This is a genomic window from Escherichia sp. WS1265 (assembly GCF_046487585.1).
GTDB classification, from domain to species: Bacteria; Pseudomonadota; Gammaproteobacteria; order Enterobacterales; family Enterobacteriaceae; genus Escherichia; species Escherichia coli.
The window spans coordinates 1-21,893 of sequence record NZ_JBJQJE010000007.1; the positions used below are offsets into that span (position 1 = coordinate 1).

Below are 21,893 nucleotides of genomic sequence, written 5' to 3' on the forward strand. Positions count from 1 at the left end.
TTGGCGGATTGAGAGAAGATTTTCAGCCTGATACAGATTAAATCAGAACGCAGAAGCGGTCTGATGAAACAGAATTTGCCTGGCGGCCTTAGCGCGGTGGTCCCACCTGACTCCATGCCGAACTCAGAAGTGAAACGCCGTAGCGCCGATGGTAGTGTGGGGTCTCCCCATGCGAGAGTAGGGAACTGCCAGGCATCAAATTAAGCGAAAGGCTATCCGTCAGGATGGCCTTTTTGCGCTGGTGCAAAAAATGCCGGGTGCGACGCTGGCACGTCTTCTCCAGCCTGGGCAGGCACGGTAGGGGCAGCTTATTCCTCCATATACGCCAGGCGAATACGGCTTCCCCAAATTGCCCACTTCCATACTTCCTCCTTACCAGAAATCTATCCTTAAACTCCTTAATAACCATTTTCCTGCTAACTAAATTCATGGTTAAGGTTGCATAATGATACGCAACAAATGTATAACATTTTCTTTACCAAATAAAATAAACAACAGCGACCGACAAAAGCATCGGATTACGGCAGGAGACATAATGGCATGGCTGAAAGTACTGTAACGGCAGACAGCAAACTGACAAGTAGTGATACTCGTCGCCGCATTTGGGCAATTGTGGGGGCCTCTTCAGGTAATCTGGTCGAGTGGTTCGATTTCTATGTCTACTCGTTCTGTTCACTCTACTTCGCCCACATCTTCTTCCCTTCCGGGAACACGACGACTCAACTACTGCAAACAGCAGGTGTTTTTGCTGCGGGATTTCTGATGCGCCCGATAGGCGGTTGGCTATTTGGCCGCATAGCCGATAAACATGGTCGCAAAAAATCGATGCTATTATCGGTGTGTATGATGTGTTTCGGCTCACTGGTTATCGCCTGTTTGCCAGGCTACGAAACAATCGGTACCTGGGCTCCGGCATTATTGCTTCTTGCTCGTTTATTCCAGGGATTATCCGTTGGCGGAGAATATGGCACCAGCGCCACCTATATGAGTGAAGTTGCCGTTGAAGGGCGCAAAGGTTTTTACGCATCATTTCAGTATGTGACGTTGATCGGCGGGCAACTGCTAGCTCTACTGGTTGTCGTGGTTTTACAACACACCATGGAAGACGCTGCACTCAGAGAGTGGGGATGGCGTATTCCTTTCGCGTTAGGAGCTGTGTTAGCTGTAGTGGCGTTGTGGTTACGTCGTCAGTTAGATGAAACTTCACAACAAGAAACACGCGCTTTAAAAGAAGCTGGATCTCTGAAAGGATTATGGCGCAATCGCCGTGCATTCATCATGGTTCTCGGTTTTACCGCTGCGGGCTCCCTTTGTTTCTATACCTTCACCACTTATATGCAGAAGTATCTGGTAAATACTGCGGGAATGCATGCCAACGTGGCGAGTGGCATTATGACTGCCGCATTGTTTGTATTCATGCTTATTCAACCACTTATTGGCGCGCTGTCGGATAAGATTGGTCGTCGTACCTCAATGTTATGTTTCGGTTCTCTGGCAACCATTTTTACCGTTCCTATTCTCTCAGCATTGCAGAACGTTTCTTCGCCTTATGCCGCTTTTGGTCTGGTGATGTGCGCCCTGCTGATAGTGAGTTTTTATACTTCAATCAGTGGAATACTGAAGGCTGAAATGTTCCCGGCCCAGGTTCGCGCATTAGGTGTTGGTCTGTCGTATGCCGTCGCTAATGCGATATTTGGTGGCTCAGCAGAGTACGTAGCGTTGTCACTGAAATCAATAGGAATGGAAACAGCCTTCTTCTGGTATGTGACCTTGATGGCCGTGGTGGCGTTTCTGGTTTCTTTGATGCTACATCGCAAAGGGAAGGGGATGCGCCTTTAATTATGCGCCAACTGCCAGATGGTATAGCCGGTAGTTGCACCGGCGACATCCCAGGTAAAATCTTTCCAGCTCCAGCCGCTCCCCTCGGGGCGGCTATCCCAAAGTTCTTTTGACGCGCCCAGCCCAACAGAGAACATCAGCCCAAAAGTGGCACTGCGATCGCGACTCATCCCCTGATGCTGTGCATATTCATTTCCGGCGGCGGAAAGCATCGCCGAGGCGATAAAGTGTTGAGCTTTATCCTGCCCGCTCCAGCTATCGTTAGCCATATGGCTGCATCCAGAAAGTAACAATAGCGAGCAGACAAAAAGAATACGCAAAACGTGGCCTCCAAAAAACAAACCCCGTACAGGACGGGGTTGTGATTACAGGATGCGGCTAATTAATCGGTCGATGCGGATACGGCGCAAACGGCGGATGAGTTTACGAACCTTCACCGGATAATCGGCAATACTTTGCAGATCGCGATAGTGCTTAACGATGGTGGTATGCTCGCGGATCAGCTCCAGTTCTTTCTCTCGCTGTGGCGCAAGCTCCAGTTGCGGATCGTGGATCAAAATGGCGTTTTCCAGATCCAGACGCCAGGCGCGCGGGTTCAGGTTATTACCAGTGATCAACATCCACTTATCATCAACCCACATCCCTTTCAGGTGATAGGTGTTGTCGTCATCTTTCCATAACCGAACCACTAACTGGTCAGTGTTGACGTAATACTGTAAACGGCTCAGGAAACGACGCAGATTGATCTCATAGAGATAAGGCAATGCGCCAATTATCTTGAAAGGTTCATCTTCCGGAATGTAGAAGTCATTCGCGGTTTTATCACCAACAATAATTTCGACCTTTTTCCCTTCGCGCAGCAACTGGATGATATTGCGCACAAGGATTGCTGGCAGGTTGAAGTATGGCGTACAGATGGTTAGTTTCTGCTCGGCACAAGGCATAAGGTGGAAAATGGTCTTGTTTAACAGACTCGATTTCCCCAGTCCCACTAGCGGCGTTACGGAAAGCTGATCGTTGTCGGCATCGCCCTGGAAATGATAAGCGGCATCACGCAGCTCCTGGCGGAACAGGCGAATGTCGTTCTTGATTTCCGGGCTTTTTGGCCGATTAACATCATCCAGACGATTAACGCCGCGGCCATTCATAATATTCTGTGTAACCCATTCAAACATAATGTCTGACATCTTACGGTTACGGATAAGATGATAACGGTCGTAGCGATATTTATCGTGCTGATGCAGGTAAACATCGTTCAGGCTGGCACCGCTATAAAGTACGCTATCGTCGATGATAAAGCCTTTAAAGTGCAGAACACCAAGGGCTTCACGGGTATTGATTGGAACGCCATAAACCGGAACATCTACGCCCGGATTTTCCTGCGCCATGCGGCAGTACCAGTCAGCGTTAGTGTTAGATGCCGCAGCGCCAATGCGTCCACGTTGTGCACGATGCCAGTCGACCAGCACCCGCACATCCAGTTCCGGACGCTGCCTTTTAGCCTCATACAACGCGTTCAGAATGCCTTTGCCACCGTCATCCTGTTCGAGATACAGGGCGACAATGCAAATGCGCTGCTTCGCGCTGGCTATTTTTTCCAGCAGCGTCTCCCGGAAGTCGGCGGGAGCGTAAAAGAAATCGACATCATCAACTGATTGAGAAATCTTGGGTAGTTGGGCAAGGTGTTGTTGATGTTTATTACGCTTAAATTTTGACAACATCACAGTGCATTTCTTCTCTGTTCATTGAAGGGTCCTCTGTGCAATGCAGACGACATAAGCGGGCAATAATAACACCAGTCCCGATTAAGTGGTCAACATTTCCAGTACCTTACTCATGATTCCTCGCGCTGGGCAAGATTTAGCGTAAGCCCAACGATCCCCTCTTCGAGCTGGATATCAACGTTAAACCCGAGCTTGCGGGCCAGCGCCACCATGCCACGATTGTTTGGCATCGTAATACCATTCAGACGTTGTAGTCCGTGATCTCGCGTATAGGTAATCAACTTTTCCATTAAGCGTCGACCTAAGCCTAACCCTTTGAGATCCGAGCGAACCAGCACGGCAAATTCGGCATCGATGTTATCAGGGTCGGAGATCGCACGCGTGACGCCGAGGATCTCTTCCGTTTGATCAATACGTCGTACCGCTACAAATGCCATTTCCCGATCGTAGTCGATCTGCGTCATGTTGGCTAAATCTTCATGGGTAAATTCGTTGATCTCGCTAAAGTAGCGGTAATAAAGATCTTCTTTGGTGACTCGCGAAATGAACTGCTGAAGTTGTGGCTCATCTTCTGGCAAAATCGGGCGGAACAAGCAGCGTTCACCGTTTTTCAATTCTACCCACTCTTCCAGCTGATGTGGATAAGGGCGCACTGCCAGCCGGCTCTCGTTATCGCCTTCAAACGGCGCGATATCCAGCGTGACATCCAGCGCGGTAAATTCACTGCCAGAAGCCAGCAAAGGATGAATATCCAGACGTTGAATTTCCGGACAATCGACAATCAAGTTGGAAACCTGTACCAGAAGCTGGCTCAAGCCTGCAACATCCAATGGGCGTAGCGCACTGCGCGCACGAATCTTTTTACTTTTGATCCCCTGAATAACCAGATAGCGGGCCAGGTTCATGTTCAGCGGCGGCAGTGCGACGACGGCTTGATCTTCAGGACGCCACTCCACACCGCCTTCACCCAGCATGATTAACGGCCCGAAAACCGGATCGTGCTCAACCACAACCCGCAACTCCTGAGCGCCAGCACGGTTAGCCATACTTTGCACCAACAGGCCGTGGACCCGCGCCTGCGGCCAGGCCATTTTTACGCGATCGAAAATAGCGTTTGCCGCTTGCTGGACTTCATTAGCTGTACGCAAGTAGAGCATTACGCCCTGAACTTCCGATTTATGTGGAATATCCGGCGAGCGCAATTTCAGTGCCACCGGATAGCCAATCTGTTCGGCAATATGTACCGCTTCGGTGCTATCACTGGCAATCCAGGTAGGGAGAGTATTCATACCATACGCTTGCAGGATGGGCTGAACTTCATGGGTATCGAGCGACGTAGCCCCTTCGGCAATCGCCTGTTGCAACAGAAGATGCGCTTCTGCGGTATTGGAAGTCAGATTGCTGGGCAACGCCGGCGTTTCGCGTAGTTGCTTCTGATTACGCCGGTACTCGACCATATGCATAAAAGCAGTGATGGTTCCTTCCGGAGTACGGTAAGTCGGCAGCCCGGCTTCGCTGAATAAACGTCGTGCCTCTTGCGAGGAGTGCTCGCCGCACCAGTTCGTCAGCAAAGAGACATATTTGCTGCGGGGATGATGCTTTACCGCTTCAATTAATACTTGCGCGCTTTCTGTTGCGGGAGCAGCGGCGCTGGGCGAATGAATAACCATCAGCGCATCAAAATCCTGGCTGTGGAGCAGAATGTCCAGCGTTTTGACATAATGCTCGCTGCTGGCGTCATCGCGCAGATCGAGCGGGTTAGAGATTGCCACATGCCCTGGCAGTGCATCGCGCAGTTTCTGGCAGGTTTCTTCGCTTAGCGTTGCCAGCTTGCCATTACGTGACCATAAGGCATCCAGCGCCAGCGCGGCAGGCGCAGCACCGTTGCTGATAATCATCAATCGGTCGCCACGCAGCGGGCGCATATGGCTAAGGGTTTCCACCGCCGAAAACAGTTCGTGGGTGTCCTGTACCCGCAACAAACCGGCACGCTGAATAGCTGCATCCCACGCCGGATCCATTCCTGCCGTGGTGTTCAACAGACGTTGAGCCGCCGGGCTACGTCCGCTTTTAATCACCAGAATCGGTTTATTGCGCGAGGCACTACGGGCTGCCGAAACAAAGCGCCTCGCGTCGCTTAACTGTTCGAGATAGAGCAGGATGGCGCTGGTTTTACTGTCGCGCGCCAGATAGTCGAGCAATTCATCAACGTCGATATCCAGGCTGTCGCCGAGCGCAATAAAGTAGGAAAAGCCCATCTCACGCTGTTGCGCCCAGTCGAGGATGGTGTTGGAGACAGCAGCCGATTGCGAAATAAACGCCAGCTTGCCGCGTTTAATCGGCACAGGCGAAAAGCTGGCATTCAGACCTTGCCAGGGAGCCAGTAAGCCCAGACTGTTTGGTCCTAGCAGGCGCATGTTATGGCGCAGGGCGCAGGCGCGGAGATCTTCGTGTTGCGATGCCGGGGCGGAAAGAATAATGCAGGTTTTACAGCCTTTCTCGCCGAGCTCTTCCAGAAGAGCAAGATTACGGCTGGCATTGGTACATAAAACCGCAAGGTCGGGTGTAAAGGGCAAGCTGGCAATATCCGGCCAGGCCAACACACCCAACACCGCTTTCCAGGCTGGCGTCACCGGGAGTACCGGTCCGTTAAAGCCTCCCGCCAGCAGGTTACGCATCATCAGGTAACCTGCGCGATTGGGTTTCATCGACGCGCCAATTACCGCTATCGATTTTGGTCGCAGTAGTGCTTCCAGTCCTCGCTGACTCATACCGGTCTCCCGCAGAAGTGACCGAATGATTTTAAACGCTTTCTAACTGTTCTGCTGTGATGCTACCCAGATGTTGCGTTTTTCCTGCCAGATAGCGTGTTTTAAAGCGGGTAAAATGCTCGCCTAACCCTGCTGCCGCCCCGGTATCGCCGGCCATATCTAACAGTGCGATGGCTACCTCGGCAGTACAATATTGGCCTTCAGCCTGGGCTTCACGCAGGCGATAGGCAGAAAGCCGGGAAAGATCGACGGAAATGACGGGAAGATTATCCAGATACGGACTTTTACGAAACATTTTGCGAGCTTCCGGCCAGGTACCATCGAGCATGATAAACAGCGGTGGCTTACCGGCAGGTGGTGTGAAGATCACTTCCCGTTGCTCATCAGCATACGAGGCGGGAAAGACCACCATTGGCTGATAATCCGGGTTTTGTACCAGATCCAGCAAATCTTGCGAGGGTTCGGTACGCGACCATTGAAACGCAACGGTATCAGGCAAAATATCAGCAATCAGACGCCCGGTATTACTGGGCTTCATTGGCTCGGTGTCGAACATCAGCAAACAGAAGCGACTTTTTGCTTGTGCTGGGGTAATTGTCGAACAGAGACATAATTTCTCTGGCAAAAGACAGCGTTGGCAGCGAAGAACGCGATTACCGCGGGCAAGAAAAGGACGTGTTGCGCGCGCAATACGCTCGGCGCGTAACTGAAGAACAGCGTTTTCGGTCATAAGAGAGCGTCGAAAAAACGCCATTGTCGCAGAGGAGAAAACGGGGCACAAGATGCGCCCCGGTAAGATTAAAGCGATTCGTTCAGCCAGCTATCGAACGGCGCTTTCGGTACTGCGCCATTAAGCATGTCGACAACCTGACCGTTTTTGAAAATCATGATCGTCGGTATACTACGAATTCCAAAGCGACTGCTCAATTCACGTTCAGCTTCGGTATTCACTTTCACAAAGCGCACTTTACCGCTACGCTCTTGCGCGACATCTTCAAAAATTGGTGCGAAATTACGGCAGGGGCCGCACCACGGTGCCCAGAAGTCGATCACCACTGGTAGATCATCTTTCAGCAATTTGTCGAGCGTTTCACCGGTCGCATTAATCACCTCTCCGTCAAACAAGTCGTGACCGCAGCGTCCGCATTTTGCCGCATCTTCGATCCGATCGTCGGGAATGCGATTGATGGCCTGACAATGGGTACAAACGGTATTCATAACTAACCTCGGGATGAGTAAGGAGACTTATCGGCAACGACGCCGGTATGTTTCTAATATGTTACATATTATCGGGGACATTGTTCCAGACAACAATCTGTTTTATTCAATAGGTATGATAGTCGCAGGCTTTGGTACGAAATCATGGCGAACCGCGCGGACTTCGGGTAATCTGCGCGCTTCGCGCAGCGCTGGTGGAGAAAAGCATGAACGATGAAATGAAAGGTAAAAGCGGCAAGGTCAAAGTGATGTATGTCCGCAGTGATGATGATTCTGATAAACGTACCCACAACCCGCGTACCGGGAAAGGGGGCGGGCGTCCAGGAAAATCTCGTGCTGACGGTGGCCGTCGCCCCGCCCGCGATGACAAACAGAGTCAGCCCCGTGACCGCAAGTGGGAAGATTCGCCGTGGCGCACGGTTTCCCGCGCGCCGGGTGATGAGACGCCGGAAAAGGCCGATCACGGTGGCATCAGTGGTAAAAGTTTTATTGATCCAGAAGTTTTGCGTCGTCAGCGTGCGGAAGAAACCCGCGTCTACGGCGAAAATGCATGTCAGGCACTGTTCCAGAGCCGTCCGGAAGCGATTGTTCGCGCCTGGTTTATCCAGAGCGTAACGCCACGTTTTAAAGAAGCCTTGCGCTGGATGGCGGCAAACCGCAAAGCGTACCATGTGGTGGATGAAGCGGAATTGACAAAAGCGTCAGGCACGGAACATCACGGCGGCGTTTGCTTCCTGATCAAAAAGCGTAATGGCACAACTGTGCAGCAGTGGGTAAGCCAGGCAGGTGCGCAGGATTGCGTTCTGGCACTGGAAAACGAATCTAACCCGCATAACCTGGGTGGCATGATGCGCAGCTGCGCGCACTTCGGCGTGAAAGGCGTTGTGGTGCAGGATGCGGCACTGCTGGAGTCGGGTGCGGCTATCCGTACCGCAGAAGGCGGCGCAGAGCACGTTCAGCCGATTACTGGCGACAACATTGTTAACGTGCTGGATGATTTCCGTCAGGCGGGTTACACCGTAGTGACAACTTCCAGCGAGCAGGGGAAACCGCTGTTCAAAACCAGTCTGCCAGCGAAAATGGTACTGGTGCTGGGTCAGGAATATGAAGGGTTACCGGATGCCGCACGCGATCCAAACGATCTGCGCGTGAAGATTGACGGTACTGGCAACGTTGCCGGGCTAAATATCTCTGTCGCAACTGGCGTTTTGCTTGGTGAATGGTGGCGTCAGAATAAAGCCTGATAAATCAGCCGGGTGGCAACGCTGCCATCCGGCGTTTTCCTGCAAATTTACTCACTCTCTGCCGGTAATACTGGCATCCAGTCAATCGGTTTCTCGCCACGTTGTTCCAGCCACTGATTTGCCAGCACAAAATGGTTGCAGCCAAAGAACCCGCGATGCGCAGAAAGCGGTGATGGATGCGGCGCTTTCAGTACGTGATGGCGTTGCTTATCAATAATCGCCCCTTTCTTTTGCGCATGTGAGCCCCACAACAAAAACACCACGCCTTCGCGATGCTGGTTAATCAGGCTGATGACTTTATCGGTGAAGGTCTCCCAGCCGAGGCTGGCGTGGGAATGCGCCTGACCTGCGCGAACCGTCAACACAGTATTGAGTAGCAGAACGCCCTGACGCGCCCAGCTTTCAAGATAACCATGATTAGGGCGGGTGAAACCGGGAATAGTATTTTCCAGCTCTTTATACATATTCAGCAGTGACGGCGGTGTCGCAATGCCGGGGCGAACGGAAAATGCCAGACCATGCGCCTGTCCCGGTCCGTGATAAGGATCCTGGCCGAGAATCACCACTTTAACGTCACCCAACTCTGTAAAGCGGAACGCGTTAAAAACATCCTTTTGTGGCGGATAGATAGTGACGCCGGACTGCCGCTCGCTGGCGACGGTCTGTAGGGTATTAAGAAAATAGGGTTGTTGCTTCTCTTCAGCCAGCACGTCATGCCAGGTTAATTCGTTTGCCATCTCGCTCTCCCGCGAATCTTCAATCCGCCTAGCTTAACTGCTTCTTTCTACAGAACAAAATCATGCTCATTTTTTAGACTTAAACGAGTGCAAAAAAATGTAAATTGGTAAAATTTCACACCTGCATAAGTTGATGTAAAACAATAAAATCCATTTGCGACCATACTTGATGTGTGGTTTTTATTGATTTAAATCAAAGATTCAAGGGTGTTTGAGGAGTATATATACACTCAAGCAACAATGGTTTTACCAATTGGCCGCGACAGGCTGAACAAATCAAATAATTTTGCCGGGGAGGCATCACATGATTACAGGTATCCAGATTACTAAAGCCGCTAACGACGATCTGCTGAACTCTTTCTGGCTGCTGGACAGCGAAAAAGGCGAAGCGCGTTGCATCGTTGCGAAAGCAGGTTTTGCAGAAGACGAAGTGGTTGCAGTAAGCAAACTGGGTGACATTGAGTACCGTGAAGTTCCAGTAGAAGTGAAACCAGAAGTTCGCGTTGAAGGTGGTCAACACCTGAACGTAAACGTTCTGCGTCGTGAAACTCTGGAAGATGCAGTTAAGCATCCGGAAAAATATCCGCAGCTGACCATCCGTGTATCCGGTTATGCAGTTCGCTTTAACTCTCTGACTCCGGAACAGCAGCGCGACGTTATCGCTCGTACCTTTACTGAAAGCCTGTAAGGCTTAAGTAGCAAGTTACTAAGCGGAAGAGGGCGACCTCTTCCGCTTTTTTCATTAATAGAAAATGCGTACCGCGCAATAGACCAGCAGCAGCGCGAGCACGATATTTAACTGGCGACCATACTGGCGAAACAATCGCTGAAACAGGTGCCCCGCCAGCGCCCAGCACACATTGCCAAACGTCCCAATCATCGCCAGCAAAACGCTGACGCCAATTATCCAGCTTAGCGCCTGCGTTTGCGGCAGGACAAACGTCGACAGTGCTGTAATGCCATACAAAATGATTTTGACGTTCACAAACTGCAAAGCAAAGCTGGCCCAAAAACTGATTGGTTTTGTCTGAAGCCCATCTTCCTTTGTTGGACTGGTAGCGATTTTCCACGCCAGCCAGACAATATATGCCGCCCCCGCCCAACTCAACAGATGCACTGCTGCCGGGTCGATAACAGCCAGTGAAAACGAAATTCCCGCGCATAGCAACATGACGATTAAAAATCCCAGACTCATCCCTGCCAGCACGCGAGTACTCTGACGAAATCCGTGCGTTGTGGCTGAGCTAAGGGCGAGAATATTGTTCGGTCCTGGCGTCATGGCGGTAATCAGGGTGTAAGTCCAAAAAGCACTTAAAAGGGTCGGTGTCACTTGTTATCTCCTCTGTTTTGGTAGACAGTACCCGACACGGAATATTTAAAAAAATGAATGTTTTTACATTCTAAATTCGATATTTTCGATAGGTTTGGGGTTATGGATCTGCGCCGTTTTATTACGCTTAAAACCGTGGTGGAAGAGGGTTCCTTTTTGCGAGCTTCGCAAAAATTGTGCTGCACACAATCGACGGTGACTTTTCATCTTCAACAGCTTGAGCAGGAGTTCTCAGTACAGTTATTTGAGAAAATTGGTCGACGAATGTGCCTTACCCGCGAAGGGAAAAAGCTGCTGCCGCACATCTATGAACTTACCAGAGTGATGGATACCCTTCGTGAGGCTGCCAAAAAGGAGTCGGATCCGGACGGGGAACTACGCGTTGTTTCGGGCGAAACGTTACTCTCTTACCGAATGCCGCAGGTGTTGCAGCGTTTTCGGCAACGCGCACCAAAAGTGCGTTTATCGTTGCAGTCGCTGAACTGTTACGTGATTCGTGATGCGCTACTGAATGATGAGGCCGATGTCGGCGTCTTTTATCGCGTAGGGAATGATGATGCCCTGAACCGACGAGAGTTGGGTGAACAATCGCTGGTGCTGGTGGCTTCACCACAAATTGCAGATGTCGATTTTACTGAGCCGGGAAGACATAACGCCTGTAGCTTTATTATCAACGAACCGCAATGTGTCTTCCGGCAGATATTTGAGAGCACGCTGCGTCAGCGGCGGATCACGGTGGAAAACACCATTGAGCTGTTAAGCATTGAAAGTATCAAGCGTTGTGTCGCGGCGAATATCGGGGTCAGTTACTTACCGCGTTTTGCGGTGGATAAAGAGCTTGAGAGCGGAGAATTAATTGAATTGCCTTTTGGCGAACAGTCGCAGACCATTACGGCCATGTGCGCACACCATGCTGGAAAAGCGGTTAGCCCGGCGATGCACACTTTTATTCAGTGTGTTGAAGAGTGTTTTTTGCCGGGATAAAAATAATGCCGGGCTTAAACCCGGCATTGAGATTACTCTTCTGTCGTTTGCGGTGGCACGCCCGTTCCGCTCGGTTTACGGCGCTTACCAATATTTTTGGTGTCGCGATGGCGTTTTTTCACCCGCGGCTTCTCTTTCTCTTTAGCTTTTTTCTTCTCGGCGCGTTTTGCCAGTACTTTCTTCGATGGCTTGCCGGTCTGCTTCTCGCTTGGCGCACGCGTTTTCGGGCGTAACTCATCAATTACACGAGCTTTAATTGGCTCTTCAATATAGCGACCAACTTTGCCCAGCAGCAGATGGTCATGGGCTTCTACCAGCGAAATTGCGGTGCCTTTACGACCGGCGCGCGCGGTACGTCCGATACGGTGCAAATAAGTATCGCCACTGCGCGGCATATCGAAGTTAAAGACGTGGCTGACGTCAGGAATGTCGATACCGCGCGCGGCAACATCGGTTGCAACCAGTACGTTTACGCGACCTTCGGTCAAACGCTTGATCGCTTCGTTACGCTTGCCCTGTACCATCTCACCTTCGAGATAGCAGTTGTTGATGCCCGCTTCGCGCAGCCAGTTTGCCAGCTCATGCACACGCTCACGCTTACGCACAAACACAATTGAGCGGGTCGCTTCCGGCTGTTTTAACAGATGCACCAGCAATGCGGTTTTATGTTCCAGGTCATCGGCGCGGTAATACCACTGATGAATTTTTTTGCGCTCACGGGTGGACGGATTGGCAGAAACCTCCACCGGATCTTCCAGCAGACGCTCGGCAAAGTCCTGAATCGCATCGCCTTCCAGCGTTGCGGAAAAGAGCAGGGTCTGTTTACGCCAGCGCGTTTCGCCAGCAATATGTTCGATATCCTGAGCGAAGCCCATATCCAGCATACGGTCTGCTTCGTCGAGGATCAGCGTTTCAACCGCGCGGCAATCGAAGTTCTCTTCTTTTATGTATTGCAGCAAACGTCCGGTCGTGGCGACCACGATGTCCTGATTTTCGCTGAACACTTCCGCGTGGTTCATATAGGCTACGCCGCCGGTGATGGTGGCGATATCCAGATGCGTATGTTTCGCCAGTTCGCGGGCATGATCGGCCACCTGCATCGCCAGCTCGCGAGTTGGGGTGAGGATCAAAATACGCGGCGGACCGGATTTCTTACGTGGGAAATCGAGCAGGTGCTGCAACGCTGGCAGCAGATACGCCGCCGTTTTACCGGTGCCTGTCGGCGCAGAACCGAGTACATCACGGCCATCGAGCGCAGGCGGAATGGCGGCAGCCTGAATGGCGGTCGGGCGAGTGAAACCTTTATCCTGGAGGGCTTCCAGCAGGCTTTCGTCGAGTTCAAGTTCGGAAAAAGTCGTTACAGTCATGTTCTACCTCTGTGTGGGGCGCTGATTATAGACGTTACGGCTGCAATCTTCATCTGTTTGTATGGATATCGCTTCTCGGGTATTGTTCTCACCCGGTGCTATCGCCGTTTTTCCTGCAAGGTTTTATTTTCATGTCACAGTCTACATCCGTGCTTCGTCGTAATGGATTTACTTTTAAACAGTTTTTTGTTGCTCACGATCGTTGTGCGATGAAAGTGGGAACGGATGGCATTTTGCTGGGCGCATGGGCACCGGTGGCTGGGGTAAAACGTTGCCTTGATATCGGCGCGGGTAGCGGGTTGCTGGCATTAATGCTGGCGCAGCGAACCGATGACAGCGTAATGATTGATGCAGTTGAACTGGAAAGTGAAGCTGCCGCGCAGGCGCAGGAAAATATCAACCAGTCCCCGTGGGCAGAGCGGATTAACGTCCATACGGCGGATATTCAGCAGTGGATCACACAGCAGACAGTACGCTTCGATTTAATCATCAGTAACCCACCTTACTATCAGCAGGGAGTAGAGTGCTCGACACCTCAACGGGAACAGGCTCGCTATACCACTACGCTTGATCACCCATCGTTGCTGACCTGTGCGGCGGAGTGCATTACCGAAGAGGGATTTTTCTGCGTGGTGCTGCCAGAGCAGATTGGTAATGGTTTTACTGAACTGGCATTAAGTATGGGCTGGCATTTACGTTTGCGGACGGATGTGGCGGAAAACGAAGCGCGACTGCCGCATCGGGTGCTGCTGGCATTCTCCCCGCAGGCGGGAGAATGCTTTAGCGATCGCTTAGTCATTCGTGGGCCAGACCAGAACTATTCCGAAGCGTATACGGCGCTGACCCAGGCTTTTTATCTGTTTATGTAATGATTGCTGGGGGAAAGGATCGATGGACCGGAATGCGTGAGTAGCTGCGGGTAATCCAGCGTAAAATGCAGGCCGCGGCTCTCTTTGCGCATCATCGCACAGCGAACAATCAACTCGGCAACCTGTACCAGATTACGCAGCTCCAGCAAATTATTTGAGACGCGGAAATGGGCGTAATATTCGTCTATTTCTTGTTGGAGCATGGTTATCCGCCGCAGGGCGCGTTCAAGGCGCTTCGTTGTGCGCACAATGCCGACGTAATCCCACATAAACAGGCGTAGCTCGTGCCAGTTATGCTGAATTACTACCCGTTCGTCAGGGTTCTCAACGCGGCTTTCATCCCACGGTGGTAACGTACTGACGCCGTGGGCATAAGGCATACGTCTGGTGATATCTTCTGCCGCCGACCAGCCATAGACCAGACACTCCAGCAATGAATTCGAGGCCATGCGGTTAGCGCCGTGTAAGCCGGTATAACTCACCTCGCCAATGGCATACAAGCCCTCGACGTCCGTACGCCCATGATCATCAACCATTACACCACCGCAGGTATAGTGTGCAGCAGGCACAATCGGTACCGGTTCTTGTGTGAGATCAATCCCCAGCCCGAGCAGCTTTTCATAGATCATCGGGAAATGCTGGCGAATAAAATCGGCAGGCTTATGGCTGATGTCGAGATACATACAATCCGCACCGAGGCGTTTCATTTCATGATCAATAGCGCGGGCGACAATATCGCGCGGGGCCAGTTCGCCGCGCTCATCGAAATCGGGCATAAAACGCGTGCCATCCGGGCGCTTGAGATAAGCACCTTCGCCGCGCAGTGCTTCCGTTAACAGGAAATTTCGTGCCTGTGGGTGATACAGCGCGGTAGGGTGGAACTGATTAAATTCGAGATTGGCAACCCGGCAGCCTGCGCGCCACGCCATAGCAATGCCATCGCCAGAAGAAATATCCGGATTGGTGGTGTACTGATAAACCTTCGACGCACCGCCGGTTGCCAGCACCACCGCTTTTGCGTGGCAGGTTTCAACCGTTTCTTTATTTCGGTTCCATACCCACGCGCCTACAACTCGTCGCGTGCCCGGCAGGCCAATTTTGTCAGAGACAATTAGATCAACCGCGTTGCTGCGCTCCAGCACGCAAATATTCGGATGGTTCTGCGCCTTGCTCACCAGCGTGGTTTCTACTTCTCTACCGGTGGCGTCGGCGGCATGAAGAATACGACGGTGACTATGTCCACCTTCACGGGTCAGATGGTAGCTTTCTGCGCCATTTGGCTGAATGTGGGTATCAAACAACACCCCCTGGTCGATTAGCCATTGCACACAGGATCGTGCATTGCTGGCGACAAATTCAACTGCATGGCGATCGCAAATACCACCCCCGGCAATCAATGTGTCTTCCACATGCGAGTCAATGCTGTCAGTTTCATCAAACACGGCGGCAATACCGCCCTGGGCATAAAATGTTGAACCTTCCGTTACCGGGCCTTTACTTAGAACGATGACCTGATGCTGATCAGCCAGGCGCAGCGCCAGTGAAAGTCCGGCTGCGCCGCTACCGATAATCAACACGTCACATGAATGTTCAGGGAGAGTATTCATTTTCTTTGTTTAATTTACTAAACACGATTTGGTCAGCATAGCATCATGTTGTGCGAATAAACACCTGCTATTTTAATATTTGTTACAGTGGCTAAACACGCTGACTCAGGGCGGCGAGAAAAAGAGAAGTTACTGGCTGGTGGAGGATTAGGTGGTGAAATAAAAAGGCCGTTGGGTTACTCTTCAGGCAGTTAAATGGGCATTTCTACACAGATAATGCGATGTTCAGATTCTGTAGACTTATAATGATAGATAATGATCCGTCTACAGCATGACAAACAAAAACAGATGCGTTACGGAACTTTACAAAAACGAGACACTCTAACCCTTTGCTTGCTCAAATTGCAGCTAATGGAGTGGCGTTTCGATAGCGCGTGGAAATTTGGTTTGGGGAGACTTTACCTCGGATGAGCGAGCAGTTAACGGACCAGGTCCTGGTTGAACGGGTCCAGAAGGGAGATCAGAAAGCCTTTAACTTACTGGTAGTGCGCTATCAGCATAAAGTGGCGAGTCTGGTTTCCCGCTATGTGCCGTCGGGTGATGTTCCCGATGTGGTACAAGAAGCTTTTATTAAAGCCTATCGTGCGCTGGATTCGTTCCGGGGAGATAGCGCTTTTTATACATGGCTGTATCGGATTGCTGTAAATACAGCGAAAAATTACCTGGTTGCTCAGGGGCGTCGTCCACCTTCCAGTGATGTGGATGCCATTGAAGCTGAAAACTTCGAAAGTGGCGGCGCGTTGAAAGAAATTTCGAACCCTGAGAACTTAATGTTGTCAGAAGAACTGAGACAGATAGTTTTCCGAACTATTGAGTCCCTCCCGGAAGATTTACGCATGGCAATAACCTTGCGGGAGCTGGATGGCCTGAGCTATGAAGAGATAGCCGCTATCATGGATTGTCCGGTAGGTACGGTGCGTTCACGTATCTTCCGAGCGAGGGAAGCTATTGATAACAAAGTTCAACCGCTTATCAGGCGTTGACGATAGCGGGATACTGGATAAGGGTATTAGGCATGCAGAAAGAACAACTTTCCGCTTTAATGGATGGCGAAACGCTGGATAGTGAGCTGCTTAACGAACTGGCTCATAACCCAGAAATGCAGAAAACCTGGGAAAGCTATCACTTAATCCGTGACTCAATGCGGGGTGATACTCCCGAGGTGCTCCATTTCGATATCTCTTCACGCGTGATGGCCGCCATTGAAGAAGAGCCAGTACGTCAACCGGCGACATTGATCCCGGAAGCCCAGCCTGCGCCGCATCAATGGCAGAAAATGCCATTCTGGCAGAAAGTACGTCCGTGGGCGGCACAGCTTACCCAAATGGGCGTAGCCGCATGCGTATCGCTTGCAGTTATCGTTGGCGTCCAGCACTATAATGGACAATCTGAAACGTCCCAGCAGCCCGAAACGCCGGTATTTAATACACTGCCGATGATGGGTAAAGCCAGCCCGGTAAGCCTGGGAGTACCTTCTGAAGCGACCGCAAACAATGGTCAACAGCAGCAGGTACAGGAGCAACGTCGTCGCATTAATGCAATGTTGCAGGATTACGAACTGCAACGCCGACTCCACTCTGAACAGCTTCAGTTTGAGCAGGCGCAAACCCAGCAAGCCGCTGTACAGGTGCCAGGAATTCAAACTTTAGGAACGCAATCGCAGTAATGAAGCAACTTTGGTTTGCCATGTCATTAGTGACAGGTAGCCTGTTATTCTCTGCTAACGCCTCGGCCACTCCCGCGTCCGGGGCGTTATTACAGCAGATGAACCTGGCCAGTCAGTCACTGAATTACGAGCTGTCATTCATCAGCATCAATAAACAGGGTGTTGAGTCTCTGCGTTATCGACATGCACGCCTCGATAACCGTCCTCTTGCACAATTGTTGCAAATGGATGGCCCGCGCCGGGAAGTGGTACAGCGCGGCAATGAAATCAGCTATTTTGAACCGGGACTTGAACCGTTCACGCTTAATGGCGATTACATTGTTGATTCTCTACCATCGCTCATCTATACCGATTTCAAACGCCTTTCTCCTTACTACGACTTTATCTCCGTCGGGCGCACGCGTATTGCTGATCGTCTTTGCGAAGTCATTCGTGTGGTTGCCCGAGATGGTACACGCTACAGCTACATCGTGTGGATGGACACCGAATCGAAATTACCGATGCGGGTTGATCTCCTTGATCGCGATGGTGAAACGCTGGAACAATTTCGCGTGATTGCTTTTAATGTCAATCAGGATATCGGCAGCAGTATGCAGACGCTGGCGAAGGCAAATTTGCCGCCGTTGCTTTCTGTTCCTGTAGGTGAAAAAGCTAAATTCAGCTGGACGCCAACCTGGTTGCCACAGGGTTTTAGCGAAGTTTCCAGTAGTCGACGTCCGCTACCGACGATGGACAACATGCCTATCGAATCACGTCTCTATTCCGACGGATTATTCAGCTTCTCGGTAAACGTTAACCGCGCTACGCCATCGAGCACCGATCAGATGTTGCGCACCGGGCGCAGAACCGTCAGTACAAGCGTACGTGATAACGCCGAAATCACCATTGTCGGTGAACTGCCGCCGCAAACGGCGAAACGCATTGCCGAGAATATTAAGTTCGGGGCAGCGCAATGATCAAAGAGTGGGCTACCGTCGTCTCCTGGGAAAACGGGCAGGCGCTGGTTAGTTGTGATGTTAAAGCCTCATGCAGCAGCTGCGCTTCACGTGCCGGTTGCGGTAGCCGCGTGTTGAATAAACTTGGCCCGCAAACCACGCATACCATTGTCGTACCCTGTGATGAACCGTTAGTGCCGGGGCAAAAAGTGGAATTGGGGATCGCCGAAGGCAGCCTGCTTAGCTCCGCATTACTGGTTTATATGTCGCCGCTGGTGGGATTATTCCTCATCGCTTCGCTATTTCAGCTACTCTTTGCTTCTGACGTCGCAGCATTATGTGGTGCGATCCTCGGCGGTATTGGCGGGTTCCTGATTGCGCGCGGCTATTCGCGTAAGTTTGCTGCCCGGGCAGAATGGCAACCGATCATCTTAAGCGTGGCATTGCCGCCTGGCCTTGTGCGATTTGAAACATCTTCGGAAGACGCGAGCCAGTGATTTCACTGGCTTTGTTGCATTTTGCATAACAAATGCGAGGACGTTTCCAGATACCACAATCCATACGGTATGAACATTTCCTCGCCTCAATGTTGTAGTGTAGAATGCGGCGTTTCTATTAATACAGACGTTAAGCTCAGAACAGCGACTTCTAAAAGCCTGGTTAACCGGGCATTAAGGCACAATAATCATACTTTATGAAGAATATACGTAACTTTTCGATCATAGCTCACATTGACCACGGTAAATCGACGCTGTCTGACCGTATTATCCAGATCTGCGGTGGCCTGTCTGACCGTGAAATGGAGGCGCAGGTTCTCGATTCCATGGAGCTTGAGCGTGAGCGTGGCATTACCATCAAAGCGCAAAGCGTGACGCTGGACTACAAAGCGTCTGACGGCGAAACCTATCAGCTTAACTTTATCGACACCCCGGGCCACGTAGACTTCTCCTATGAAGTTTCCCGTTCGCTGGCTGCCTGTGAAGGTGCATTGCTGGTGGTCGACGCCGGGCAGGGCGTAGAAGCGCAAACCCTGGCAAACTGCTACACCGCCATGGAAATGGATCTCGAAGTGGTGCCGGTACTGAACAAGATTGACCTGCCGGCAGCCGATCCTGAACGCGTGGCGGAAGAAATTGAAGATATCGTCGGCATTGACGCCACTGACGCGGTGCGCTGTTCAGCGAAAACCGGCGTTGGCGTACAGGACGTTCTCGAACGTCTGGTGCGCGACATTCCGCCGCCGGAAGGCGATCCGGAAGGCCCGTTGCAGGCACTCATTATCGACTCCTGGTTCGACAACTACCTGGGCGTTGTTTCACTTATCCGTATTAAAAACGGCACCCTGCGTAAGGGCGATAAAGTGAAAGTCATGAGTACCGGGCAGACCTATAACGCCGACCGTCTGGGCATCTTCACGCCGAAACAGGTTGACCGTACTGAACTGAAATGCGGCGAAGTAGGCTGGCTGGTATGTGCGATTAAAGATATCCACGGCGCTCCAGTAGGCGATACCTTAACGCTGGCGCGTAATCCGGCAGAAAAGGCGCTGCCTGGCTTTAAGAAAGTCAAACCGCAGGTATACGCCGGTCTGTTCCCGGTAAGTTCCGACGACTATGAAGCCTTCCGTGACGCGCTGGGTAAACTCAGCCTGAACGATGCCTCACTGTTCTATGAGCCGGAAAGCTCAAGCGCGCTGGGCTTTGGTTTCCGCTGCGGCTTCCTCGGTCTGCTGCACATGGAGATCATCCAGGAACGCCTGGAACGTGAATACGATCTGGATCTGATTACCACTGCGCCGACCGTAGTGTATGAAGTTGAAACCACGTCAAGAGAAGTTATCTACGTCGACAGCCCATCCAAGCTGCCAGCGGTAAATAACATCTACGAACTGCGCGAGCCGATTGCAGAATGTCACATGCTGCTGCCGCAGGCATATCTCGGCAACGTTATTACGCTGTGCGTAGAAAAACGCGGCGTGCAGACCAATATGGTTTACCACGGTAATCAGGTGGCGCTGACGTACGAGATCCCGATGGCGGAAGTGGTGCTCGATTTCTTCGATCGCCTGAAATCTACCTCGCGTGGTTATGCGTCTCTGGATTACAACTTCAAACGCTTCCAGGCGTCCGACATGGTACGTGTAGACGTATTAATCAACGGTGAACGTGTTGATGCGCTGGCGTTGATCACCCACCGTGATAATTCGCAAAACCGCGGTCGCGAGCTGGTGGAGAAGATGAAAGATCTAATCCCACGCCAGCAGTTTGATATCGCTATTCAGGCAGCGATTGGTACGCACATCATTGCGCGCTCCACCGTGAAACAGCTGCGTAAAAACGTACTGGCTAAATGTTATGGCGGCGATATCAGCCGTAAGAAAAAGCTGCTGCAGAAGCAGAAAGAAGGTAAGAAACGCATGAAGCAGATCGGTAACGTCGAGCTGCCGCAGGAAGCGTTCCTCGCCATTCTGCACGTCGGCAAAGACAACAAATAACCCTTAGGAGTTGGCATGGCGAATATGTTTGCCCTGATTCTGGTGATTGCCACACTGGTGACGGGCATTTTATGGTGCGTGGATAAATTCTTTTTCGCACCTAAACGGCGGGAACGTCAGGCAGCGGCGCAGGCGGCTGCCGGTGACTCACTGGATAAAGCAACGCTGAAGAAAGTTGCGCCGAAGCCTGGCTGGCTGGAAACCGGTGCTTCTGTTTTTCCGGTGCTGGCTATCGTATTGATTGTGCGTTCGTTTATTTATGAACCGTTCCAGATCCCGTCAGGTTCGATGATGCCGACTCTGTTAATCGGTGATTTTATTCTGGTAGAGAAGTTTGCTTATGGCATTAAAGATCCTATCTACCAGAAAACGCTGATCGAAACCGGTCATCCGAAACGCGGCGATATCGTGGTCTTTAAATATCCGGAAGATCCAAAGCTTGATTACATCAAGCGCGCGGTGGGTTTACCGGGCGATAAAGTCACTTACGATCCGGTCTCAAAAGAGCTGACGATTCAACCGGGATGCAGTTCCGGCCAGGCGTGTGAAAACGCGCTGCCGGTCACCTACTCAAACGTGGAACCGAGCGATTTCGTTCAGACCTTCTCACGCCGTAATGGTGGGGAAGCGACCAGCGGATTCTTTGAAGTGCCGAAAAACGAAACCAAAGAAAATGGAATTCGTCTTTCCGAGCGTAAAGAGACACTGGGTGATGTGACGCACCGCATTCTGACAGTGCCGATTGCGCAGGATCAGGTGGGGATGTATTACCAGCAGCCAGGGCAACAACTGGCAACCTGGATTGTTCCTCCGGGACAATACTTCATGATGGGTGACAACCGCGACAACAGCGCGGACAGCCGTTACTGGGGCTTTGTGCCGGAAGCGAATCTGGTCGGTCGGGCAACGGCTATCTGGATGAGCTTCGATAAGCAAGAAGGCGAATGGCCGACAGGTGTGCGCTTAAGTCGCATTGGCGGCATCCATTAATAGCCCATCTTCGTTCACGTTGTCGCCGTTATGGCGACAACGTGAATTATTTATGAGATAAATCTCCCGTTGCTAACGACATCCCCCGTCGTTGTGTATAGAATATTCCCCCGAAGTT

21 protein-coding genes and 1 rRNA gene are annotated in these 21,893 nt (G+C 51.4%); 13 read left to right on the forward strand and 9 right to left on the reverse strand.

Annotated elements, in window-relative coordinates:
- The first annotated feature begins 78 nt into the window (after positions 1-78).
- Together rrf and kgtP are read left to right on the forward strand one after the other, a co-directional pair.
- A 5S ribosomal RNA gene (gene rrf / locus ACJHX3_RS08740) occupies positions 79-194 on the forward strand.
- Positions 195-540: 346 nt separating this feature from the next.
- A complete protein-coding gene (kgtP, locus tag ACJHX3_RS08745; protein WP_000841106.1) occupies positions 541-1,839 on the forward strand; it encodes an alpha-ketoglutarate permease in 1,299 nt (432 codons plus the stop codon).
- On the opposite strand, the gene ACJHX3_RS08750 is transcribed toward kgtP, so the two are convergent.
- From ACJHX3_RS08750 to trxC, 5 genes are all read right to left on the reverse strand, one after another.
- Positions 1,836-2,159, reverse strand: coding sequence for a YfiM family lipoprotein (locus ACJHX3_RS08750; RefSeq protein WP_001221085.1), 324 nt, complete (start codon positions 2,157-2,159; stop codon positions 1,836-1,838). The two genes, kgtP and ACJHX3_RS08750, sit on opposite strands and share 4 nt — an antisense overlap.
- A gap of 45 nt (positions 2,160-2,204) precedes the next feature.
- Positions 2,205-3,560, reverse strand: a complete 1,356-nt coding sequence (pssA, locus tag ACJHX3_RS08755) for a CDP-diacylglycerol--serine O-phosphatidyltransferase (RefSeq protein ID WP_000949265.1) — start codon at positions 3,558-3,560, stop codon at positions 2,205-2,207.
- A 113-nt stretch (positions 3,561-3,673) separates the two neighbouring features.
- On the reverse strand, positions 3,674-6,334 hold the full coding sequence (patZ, locus tag ACJHX3_RS08760) for a peptidyl-lysine N-acetyltransferase PatZ (protein ID WP_000082985.1): 2,661 nt from the start codon (positions 6,332-6,334) through the stop codon (positions 3,674-3,676).
- Positions 6,335-6,365: 31 nt separating this feature from the next.
- Positions 6,366-7,064, reverse strand: a complete 699-nt coding sequence (tapT, locus tag ACJHX3_RS08765; protein ID WP_001376000.1) for a tRNA-uridine aminocarboxypropyltransferase — start codon at positions 7,062-7,064, stop codon at positions 6,366-6,368.
- Between the two features lie 68 nt (positions 7,065-7,132).
- Positions 7,133-7,552: a thioredoxin TrxC gene (gene trxC, locus ACJHX3_RS08770; protein WP_001098726.1), complete on the reverse strand. Its 420-nt coding sequence runs from the start codon at positions 7,550-7,552 to the stop codon at positions 7,133-7,135.
- Positions 7,553-7,758: 206 nt separating this feature from the next.
- Between trxC and ACJHX3_RS08775 the strand changes: the two genes are divergently transcribed.
- Positions 7,759-8,796 carry a tRNA/rRNA methyltransferase gene (locus ACJHX3_RS08775; protein WP_000997403.1) on the forward strand — a complete coding sequence of 346 codons (1,038 nt, stop codon included), beginning with the start codon at positions 7,759-7,761 and terminating at the stop codon, positions 8,794-8,796.
- 47 nt (positions 8,797-8,843) lie between these two features.
- On the opposite strand, the gene ung is transcribed toward ACJHX3_RS08775, so the two are convergent.
- A complete protein-coding gene (gene ung / locus ACJHX3_RS08780; RefSeq protein ID WP_001262721.1) occupies positions 8,844-9,533 on the reverse strand; it encodes a uracil-DNA glycosylase in 690 nt (229 codons plus the stop codon).
- A 304-nt stretch (positions 9,534-9,837) separates the two neighbouring features.
- Here ung and grcA point away from each other — a divergent pair, with 304 nt between their 5' ends.
- Positions 9,838-10,221: an autonomous glycyl radical cofactor GrcA gene (gene grcA, locus ACJHX3_RS08785; RefSeq protein ID WP_000627804.1), complete on the forward strand. Its 384-nt coding sequence runs from the start codon at positions 9,838-9,840 to the stop codon at positions 10,219-10,221.
- 54 nt (positions 10,222-10,275) lie between these two features.
- On the opposite strand, the gene eamB is transcribed toward grcA, so the two are convergent.
- Complete coding sequence (gene eamB, locus ACJHX3_RS08790) at positions 10,276-10,863, reverse strand: cysteine/O-acetylserine transporter (RefSeq protein ID WP_000189223.1); 588 nt, start codon at positions 10,861-10,863, stop codon at positions 10,276-10,278.
- 102 nt (positions 10,864-10,965) lie between these two features.
- Between eamB and ACJHX3_RS08795 the strand changes: the two genes are divergently transcribed.
- Positions 10,966-11,847, forward strand: a complete 882-nt coding sequence (locus ACJHX3_RS08795) for a LysR family transcriptional regulator (protein WP_094321842.1) — start codon at positions 10,966-10,968, stop codon at positions 11,845-11,847.
- A 32-nt stretch (positions 11,848-11,879) separates the two neighbouring features.
- On the opposite strand, the gene srmB is transcribed toward ACJHX3_RS08795, so the two are convergent.
- Positions 11,880-13,214, reverse strand: coding sequence for an ATP-dependent RNA helicase SrmB (srmB, locus tag ACJHX3_RS08800; RefSeq protein WP_000219193.1), 1,335 nt, complete (start codon positions 13,212-13,214; stop codon positions 11,880-11,882).
- A gap of 131 nt (positions 13,215-13,345) precedes the next feature.
- On the opposite strand from srmB, the gene trmN reads away from it, so the two are divergent.
- Positions 13,346-14,083, forward strand: a complete 738-nt coding sequence (trmN, locus tag ACJHX3_RS08805) for a tRNA(1)(Val) (adenine(37)-N(6))-methyltransferase TrmN (protein ID WP_001295363.1) — start codon at positions 13,346-13,348, stop codon at positions 14,081-14,083.
- Here trmN and nadB read toward each other — a convergent pair.
- The gene (gene nadB / locus ACJHX3_RS08810) at positions 14,068-15,690 is read right to left on the reverse strand and encodes an L-aspartate oxidase (protein WP_024044676.1); all 1,623 of its coding nucleotides are present in this window, start codon (positions 15,688-15,690) and stop codon (positions 14,068-14,070) included. The two genes, trmN and nadB, sit on opposite strands and share 16 nt — an antisense overlap.
- 255 nt (positions 15,691-15,945) lie before the next feature.
- Here nadB and rseD point away from each other — a divergent pair, with 255 nt between their 5' ends.
- The 7 genes from rseD to lepB all read left to right on the forward strand — a co-directional run bounded on the left by rseD (position 15,946) and on the right by lepB (position 21,775).
- Positions 15,946-16,101: a rpoE leader peptide RseD gene (gene rseD / locus ACJHX3_RS08815; RefSeq protein ID WP_001303621.1), complete on the forward strand. Its 156-nt coding sequence runs from the start codon at positions 15,946-15,948 to the stop codon at positions 16,099-16,101.
- Positions 16,098-16,673, forward strand: coding sequence for an RNA polymerase sigma factor RpoE (gene rpoE, locus ACJHX3_RS08820; protein WP_001295364.1), 576 nt, complete (start codon positions 16,098-16,100; stop codon positions 16,671-16,673). Before rseD ends, rpoE begins: the two co-directional genes overlap by 4 nt.
- Positions 16,674-16,705: 32 nt before the next feature.
- Positions 16,706-17,356 (forward strand): anti-sigma-E factor RseA, encoded by a 651-nt coding sequence (rseA, locus tag ACJHX3_RS08825; protein ID WP_001168459.1) that lies wholly within the window; start codon positions 16,706-16,708, stop codon positions 17,354-17,356.
- Positions 17,356-18,312: a sigma-E factor regulatory protein RseB gene (gene rseB, locus ACJHX3_RS08830; protein WP_000812040.1), complete on the forward strand. Its 957-nt coding sequence runs from the start codon at positions 17,356-17,358 to the stop codon at positions 18,310-18,312. The genes rseA and rseB overlap by 1 nt, the downstream gene beginning before the upstream one ends.
- Positions 18,309-18,788 (forward strand): SoxR-reducing system protein RseC, encoded by a 480-nt coding sequence (gene rseC / locus ACJHX3_RS08835; protein WP_000589057.1) that lies wholly within the window; start codon positions 18,309-18,311, stop codon positions 18,786-18,788. Before rseB ends, rseC begins: the two co-directional genes overlap by 4 nt.
- A gap of 197 nt (positions 18,789-18,985) precedes the next feature.
- On the forward strand, positions 18,986-20,785 hold the full coding sequence (gene lepA, locus ACJHX3_RS08840) for a translation elongation factor 4 (protein ID WP_000790181.1): 1,800 nt from the start codon (positions 18,986-18,988) through the stop codon (positions 20,783-20,785).
- A gap of 15 nt (positions 20,786-20,800) precedes the next feature.
- Positions 20,801-21,775, forward strand: coding sequence for a signal peptidase I (gene lepB / locus ACJHX3_RS08845; RefSeq protein ID WP_000002542.1), 975 nt, complete (start codon positions 20,801-20,803; stop codon positions 21,773-21,775).
- The last annotated feature ends 118 nt before the right edge of the window (positions 21,776-21,893 follow it).

Excerpts from the sequence above, each read along its gene's own strand:
- kgtP (WP_000841106.1), top strand. The coding sequence starts at position 541 with ATGGCTGAAAGTACTGTAACGGCAGACAGCAAACTGACAAGTAGTGAT.
- pssA (WP_000949265.1), bottom strand. The coding sequence starts at position 3,560 with ATGTTGTCAAAATTTAAGCGTAATAAACATCAACAACACCTTGCCCAA.
- patZ (WP_000082985.1), bottom strand. The coding sequence starts at position 6,334 with ATGAGTCAGCGAGGACTGGAAGCACTACTGCGACCAAAATCGATAGCG.
- tapT (WP_001376000.1), bottom strand. The coding sequence starts at position 7,064 with ATGACCGAAAACGCTGTTCTTCAGTTACGCGCCGAGCGTATTGCGCGC.
- trxC (WP_001098726.1), bottom strand. The coding sequence starts at position 7,552 with ATGAATACCGTTTGTACCCATTGTCAGGCCATCAATCGCATTCCCGAC.
- ACJHX3_RS08775 (WP_000997403.1), top strand. The coding sequence starts at position 7,759 with ATGAACGATGAAATGAAAGGTAAAAGCGGCAAGGTCAAAGTGATGTAT.
- ung (WP_001262721.1), bottom strand. The coding sequence starts at position 9,533 with ATGGCAAACGAATTAACCTGGCATGACGTGCTGGCTGAAGAGAAGCAA.
- grcA (WP_000627804.1), top strand. The coding sequence starts at position 9,838 with ATGATTACAGGTATCCAGATTACTAAAGCCGCTAACGACGATCTGCTG.
- ACJHX3_RS08795 (WP_094321842.1), top strand. The coding sequence starts at position 10,966 with ATGGATCTGCGCCGTTTTATTACGCTTAAAACCGTGGTGGAAGAGGGT.
- srmB (WP_000219193.1), bottom strand. The coding sequence starts at position 13,214 with ATGACTGTAACGACTTTTTCCGAACTTGAACTCGACGAAAGCCTGCTG.
- trmN (WP_001295363.1), top strand. The coding sequence starts at position 13,346 with ATGTCACAGTCTACATCCGTGCTTCGTCGTAATGGATTTACTTTTAAA.
- nadB (WP_024044676.1), bottom strand. The coding sequence starts at position 15,690 with ATGAATACTCTCCCTGAACATTCATGTGACGTGTTGATTATCGGTAGC.
- rseD (WP_001303621.1), top strand. The coding sequence starts at position 15,946 with ATGATCCGTCTACAGCATGACAAACAAAAACAGATGCGTTACGGAACT.
- rpoE (WP_001295364.1), top strand. The coding sequence starts at position 16,098 with ATGAGCGAGCAGTTAACGGACCAGGTCCTGGTTGAACGGGTCCAGAAG.
- rseA (WP_001168459.1), top strand. The coding sequence starts at position 16,706 with ATGCAGAAAGAACAACTTTCCGCTTTAATGGATGGCGAAACGCTGGAT.
- rseB (WP_000812040.1), top strand. The coding sequence starts at position 17,356 with ATGAAGCAACTTTGGTTTGCCATGTCATTAGTGACAGGTAGCCTGTTA.
- rseC (WP_000589057.1), top strand. The coding sequence starts at position 18,309 with ATGATCAAAGAGTGGGCTACCGTCGTCTCCTGGGAAAACGGGCAGGCG.
- lepA (WP_000790181.1), top strand. The coding sequence starts at position 18,986 with ATGAAGAATATACGTAACTTTTCGATCATAGCTCACATTGACCACGGT.
- lepB (WP_000002542.1), top strand. The coding sequence starts at position 20,801 with ATGGCGAATATGTTTGCCCTGATTCTGGTGATTGCCACACTGGTGACG.